Raw genomic sequence first — 5,707 nt, 5'->3', positions numbered from 1 at the left:
CTTTTTATTTACAAGAGCCATTTGCATCTCATATTCAAAATCTGAAACCGCCCTTAAACCTCTAATCATAGTAGTGCATTCCTTTTCCTTAGCATAATCCACTAACAATCCAGAAAAAGTATCTACTTCAACATTATCATATTTTTCTAAGGTTCTTTCAAGTATTTCTACCCTTTCCTCTATTGAAAATAAATTTTTTTTTGATTTGTTGTTTAAAACTGAAACTATTACCTTAGAAAATTTTTTTGAACATCTATCGATTATATCTAAATGTCCATAAGTTACGGGATCAAAACTTCCTGGATAAATTACTACCATCTGCAACATCCTCCTTTATTCTACTTTTTAGCATAAAAACTTAAAGACTTATGACCATAACTTCTACTATCCATTTTAATTAGCCCATAGATATTATCTTCTAAATTCAATCCTTTTTCATGCTCTAGGATAATGATACCCTTTTCTTCTAAAATACTATTTCCCCATATTTTTTCTAGAACCTCAACCCCTAAATCATATCCATAAGGTGGGTCAATAAAAATATAGTTAAATTTAAGCTTTTTACTTTTTAACATACTAACAGTCTTAATAGCATCACTTTTAATAACTTCTGCCCTATCCTTCAATCCTGTATGCTCTAAATTTTCCTTAATACAACGGATGCTTTCATAGGATCTGTCTACAAAAAAAGCTCTCTTAGCGCCCCTACTTAAAAATTCAATCCCTATAGAGCCCGAACCAGCAAATAGATCTAAAACCATAGAGTCTTTATCAATATATCTTAATATATTAAATAGGGATTCTTTAATCCTATCCTCTGTAGGCCTAGTATCTTTGCCCTTTGGCCCTTTCAATCTAAATCCCTTTTTATCCCCTGCTATTACTCTCAAAAAATCACCTCATCATCTATACAAAATATATTTTATCATATTTTACCCGCGCTTTCCTAGTATTAGTTAAAAATTAAATCTTTTATCCTATCTTTAAATAGATCTATAATACTCTGTCTTAAAAAAGAATGTTTTTCGTCCACTAGATAGGCATCTTCCTCTAATATTTCTTTTGCCTTTTTTTGTGCCAATCTTAATATTTCCATATCGGTAAATAAATTAGCAATCTTTAAATCCGGTAAGCCATGCTGTTTAGTACCAAAAAATTCTCCTGGCCCTCTTAACTCTAAATCTTTCTCCGATATATAAAAACCATCTGTTGATTTTTGAAGTATTCTCATCCTTTCCCTTGAAATTTTGCTATTGCTTCCATTGATAAGAATACAATAAGATTGATATTCCCCTCTACCTACCCTACCCCTCAATTGATGGAGTTGTGCCAACCCAAATCTTTCTGCATTATAGATTACCATAATATTAGCATTAGGTACATTTACTCCCACCTCAATGACTGTAGTAGAAATCAGTACATCTAATTCTCCATTGGCAAATTTACCCATAACATAGTCCTTTTCTCCAGGCTTCATTCTGCCATGTAATAAACCTACATTAAACCCTTTATAGACTTCATTTTTAAGGATAATATAAAGTTCTTCTGCAGATTTTACTTTTAAAGTATCACTTTCTTCTATTAGAGGGCATACAATATACGCTTGTCTCCCTTCCAATATCTGTTTCTTAACAAAGTTGTGAATCCGGTCAACTATATTAAACCCTACTGCATAAGTTTCTATCTCCTTCCTACCTGGGGGTAATTCATCTATAATGGATATATCTAAATCTCCATACAATATTAAAGCTAAAGTTCTAGGGATTGGAGTAGCAGTCATTACCAAGATATCGGGACTTTCTCCTTTTTGACTCAACACAGCCCGTTGTTTTACACCAAATCTGTGTTGTTCATCAGTTATTGCCAAACCTAGCTTATTAAATTCAACCTTATCTTGTATTACTGCATGGGTCCCCACCAATACATTGATTTTCCCCGTCCTTAAATCATCCAAAATCTCTTCCTTCTTCTTATTTGAAAGACTTCCTACTAGTAATTCACATCTAATATCATATTCCTTATAAAAACTAGAAATAGAATCATAATGTTGTTGAGCTAAAATTTCCGTTGGCGCCATCATCACCGATTGGTAGCCAGATTTCCATGCTTTAAACATTGCTAATATGGCAATAATAGTCTTTCCTGAACCTACATCCCCTTGTATCAACCTATTCATCTGCGCATCCTTTTCCATATCCATTTCAATTTCCTTATAGACTCTCCTTTGAGCATTAGTTAATTTGAAGGGCAAACCCTCTATAAATCCATCTACTTCACTAATATGAGGAAACTGTATACCTTGGTTTATTTCCTTAGTTCTATTTCTAATTAAAAATAATCCTAACTGTAAAGTTAACAATTCTTCAAAAACCAGCCTTCTACGAGCTTCAAAATACTGTTTTCTATCCTTTGGAAAATGTATATTAATAATAGATTCTCTAATAGGCATTAAATCTAACTCTTCTCTTAAGTAATTTGGCAACCTTTCCTTTAGGCTATGCCCATAATCCCGAATAGCATTGGTCATTATCCTAATCATTTCGTTATTGGTCAGTTTTTCAGTTAATGGGTATATAGGTATGATTTTCCCAACCTTTTCATGATCCCCTTTTTCAAACACTGGATTCATTATCTGTATCTCGTTATTAAATATGTTGACTTTTCCATGAACAGCTATTCTATCACCAATAGTCAACTTGTTTGCAATATAATCCTGATTAAACCATACTAATTGAGCATGTCCAGAATGATCCCTTACAGGAATCTTTAATATAGTCAAGTTTCTTCTTGGTTTTATTTTCGAAGGATATCCACTAATTTCCACATTTAGACTAATCTGTTCTCCTTCAGCACATTGGGATATATCTTTAAACTTGCTTCTATCTTCATATTCTCTAGGTACAAAGTATAATAGGTCTTCTACTGTGTGAATATTAAGCCTTTTCAATTGTTTAGCCCTTTTAGGCCCAACTCCTTTTACATACTGAATAGTCACCCTATCCCTCCTTAACTACCTTATTCTATAATAACAAATTCCCCACCCTTTGGTGGGGAATTTGTTATTCTATTGAAAATATATAATAGTAAAGTGGTTGACCACCAAAAACTACTTCCACATCAAAATCTTCAAATTCTTCCTCTACTTTTTCAGATAATTTAAAAGCAATTTCTTCTTCTATTCCATTGCCATAGAAAATAGTGATTAAGGAAGAATCTTCATCAACAATATTTTTTAATAAATCAAAAGATACCTGTTCGACATCGTCACCAATGGACATTATTTCTCCCTTTGAAATTCCAATAATATCATCCTTATTTATTTTCACATCTTCTATTTCAGTATCTCTAACTGCATAGGTAACTTGGCCAGTCTTTACATGAGATATTGCGTCTTCCATATTTTGCAGATTCTCTTCTATATCCAGTTCTAGGTCGAAAGTTAATAAAGCAGTAACACCCTCTGGAATGGTCTTTGTTGGGAACACATAAACCCTCTTGTCGCTTAATTCCTTTGCCTGGTCTGCAGCCAATACTATATTTCCATTATTAGGTAAGATGATTATATGTTCACCATTCACTTCTTCTATTGCATTTAAAATATCCTCTGTACTAGGGTTCATAGTTTGCCCACCAGGTATAATATAATCTGCATTTAGTTCTTTAAATACCGTATCCAATCCCTCTCCTATTGAAACGGTAATGAAGCTATATTTTTTTACTTCCTTTTCTTGTTTATCTACTTCCCCTAAATCCTTAATTGGACCATGTTCCATTATATGATTATGTTGGTATCGCATATTATCTATTTTTATATCATTTAATTCTCCAATTTTTAATGCCTTCTCCAAGACTTGCCCTGGATTATTAGTGTGTATATGGACTTTAATCAATCCTTCACCGCCAACAACCATTAAGGAATCTCCAAATTTGATTAATTCCTCTCTAAAATCATCATAATCTTTCTCATCTGTATTGATCATAAACTCAGTACAATAGCCAAACTCAATATCTGAAGTCCCTATATGCTTGATAGTAGGTTTTGCTTCGATAGCTTCCTTTTGGAAGGATTCCAATGAAATATCTTCCTTAGTAGTTATAGCATTATAAGCGCCAGTCAGCACAATAATTAGACCTTTACCACCAGCATCCACTACTCCAGCTTGCTTTAATACAGGTAACATATCCGGAGTCCTATTAAGCACTTGATTACCATATTTAATAACCTTCTCCATAAATACTAATATATCTTTTTCTTCTTTTGACAAGTCCAATGCATATTCAGCACAACCTTTAGCTACAGTCAAAATGGTTCCCTCAGTAGGTTTCATAACAGCCTTATATGCAGTATCAGAAGCCAGTTTAAAGGCTTCTGCTAAATCTGAAGTATCTACTGTATCCTTATCTTTTAGGCCGTTAGCAAAACCTCTAAATAGCTGGGATAAAATAACCCCTGAATTTCCTCTTGCTCCCATTAGAGAACCATTGCTGGCCGCAAAAGTAACTTTTCCAGCACTATACTCTTTTAGATTCAATATTTGATTAACTGCTGACTTCATAGTTAGAGACATATTGGTGCCCGTATCTCCATCTGGTACAGGAAATACATTTAGTGCATTCACTTCTTCTTTATTGTCTTCCAATAATTTAGCGGCTCCAATAAATGCTTTTTTAAGCATAGCACCGTCTAAAAATCCAATCTTCAATTGTAGTACCTCCTTAAACTACTTTTCAACTCTAATTCCTTGTACATATACATTTATCTTTTTTACCTTTAATCCTGTTAAGTTTTCTACATTAAATTTTACTTTTTCGATTATATTTTCAGCAACTACAGATATCCTTATTCCATATTGCAATATGACATGTAAGTCTATTAATATTTGATCTTTATCAATATGGACTTTAATTCCTTTTGATAGATTCTCCCTTTTCAAAAGTTCAAAAAAACCATCCGTTGCATTTTTACTTGCCATCCCTACTATACCATAGCTCTCCATTGCTGAAAGGCCCGCGATGGTTGCAATTACATTGTCGTCTATATCGATATATCCATATTCGTTCTTAGTTCTAGCTGGCACAAAATCGCCTCCTTATATAAAAATTTCAATATAGTATATGGGTATATTTTACCTTATAACACTAAATAGTTCAACTAATTACTTTTACCTGTGTGTGTCAAGTATTCGTGGGCATCTTTCCTTCTCATGAAATCAACCGTTACAATATAATCAAGAAAAATACTTTTAATTTTATCATTTTCCAGAGTTGTCAAGCCTAAAATGCACTCCACTTCGTTACGGACTTGACAACGAAGTCTATCTTTGGGGTCATGATTTTATATTTATAGTTTTTCTTTTCTTTTTCATGTTTTCTTTTCTTTTTAGCGATATTATAGCTAAAATTAGGCATACTACCCCTTCGGAAGATAACCTATCTTATCTTAAAATAAGTTCAACACGGTTTTTTGTTAGATCCCTAATGGCTTTCCTACCAAATGTCATTGGTTGCCCTTCAAAAGGCATAGGAGCCTTCTTTATAGGATATATACCACTATCCTTAGGTTTCTTATTGACCTCTGCAGCTGATAGCTGCACAACCTGTTCTACTACCTCTTCTAATTTATCATCGGTGATCGTATCATCAAATAATGAATCCAATGTCTCATAAAGATTACCACTTGCTCTTAAAGCTAATAGCTTTCCTAGGG

The 5,707-nt window shown here is 33.2% G+C and carries 6 protein-coding genes; all 6 read right to left on the bottom strand.

Annotated elements, in window-relative coordinates; genetic code table 11:
* On the bottom strand, window positions 1-318 hold a 318-nt coding region (gene coaD / locus CUL_RS0107790), incomplete at its 3' end, for a pantetheine-phosphate adenylyltransferase (RefSeq protein ID WP_025641046.1).
* Between the two features lie 20 nt (window positions 319-338).
* On the bottom strand, window positions 339-890 hold the full coding sequence (gene rsmD / locus CUL_RS0107785; protein WP_005583364.1) for a 16S rRNA (guanine(966)-N(2))-methyltransferase RsmD: 552 nt from the start codon (window positions 888-890) through the stop codon (window positions 339-341).
* A gap of 62 nt (window positions 891-952) precedes the next feature.
* Window positions 953-2,995 (bottom strand): ATP-dependent DNA helicase RecG, encoded by a 2,043-nt coding sequence (gene recG, locus CUL_RS0107780; protein WP_025641043.1) that lies wholly within the window; start codon window positions 2,993-2,995, stop codon window positions 953-955.
* A gap of 64 nt (window positions 2,996-3,059) precedes the next feature.
* A complete protein-coding gene (locus CUL_RS0107775; RefSeq protein ID WP_005583366.1) occupies window positions 3,060-4,703 on the bottom strand; it encodes a DAK2 domain-containing protein in 1,644 nt (547 codons plus the stop codon).
* A gap of 18 nt (window positions 4,704-4,721) precedes the next feature.
* Entirely contained in the window at window positions 4,722-5,078 is a 357-nt protein-coding gene (locus CUL_RS0107770) for an Asp23/Gls24 family envelope stress response protein (RefSeq protein ID WP_005583367.1), read from the bottom strand.
* A 357-nt stretch (window positions 5,079-5,435) separates the two neighbouring features.
* Window positions 5,436-5,707 (bottom strand): hypothetical protein (locus CUL_RS17000; RefSeq protein WP_035143019.1); only part of this gene is annotated, 272 nt, incomplete at its 5' end.

The organism is [Clostridium] ultunense DSM 10521 (assembly GCF_000511955.1).
Lineage (GTDB): Bacteria > Bacillota > Clostridia > Tissierellales > Tepidimicrobiaceae > Schnuerera > Schnuerera ultunensis.
This window is presented reverse-complemented; position numbering and strand designations above follow the sequence as displayed.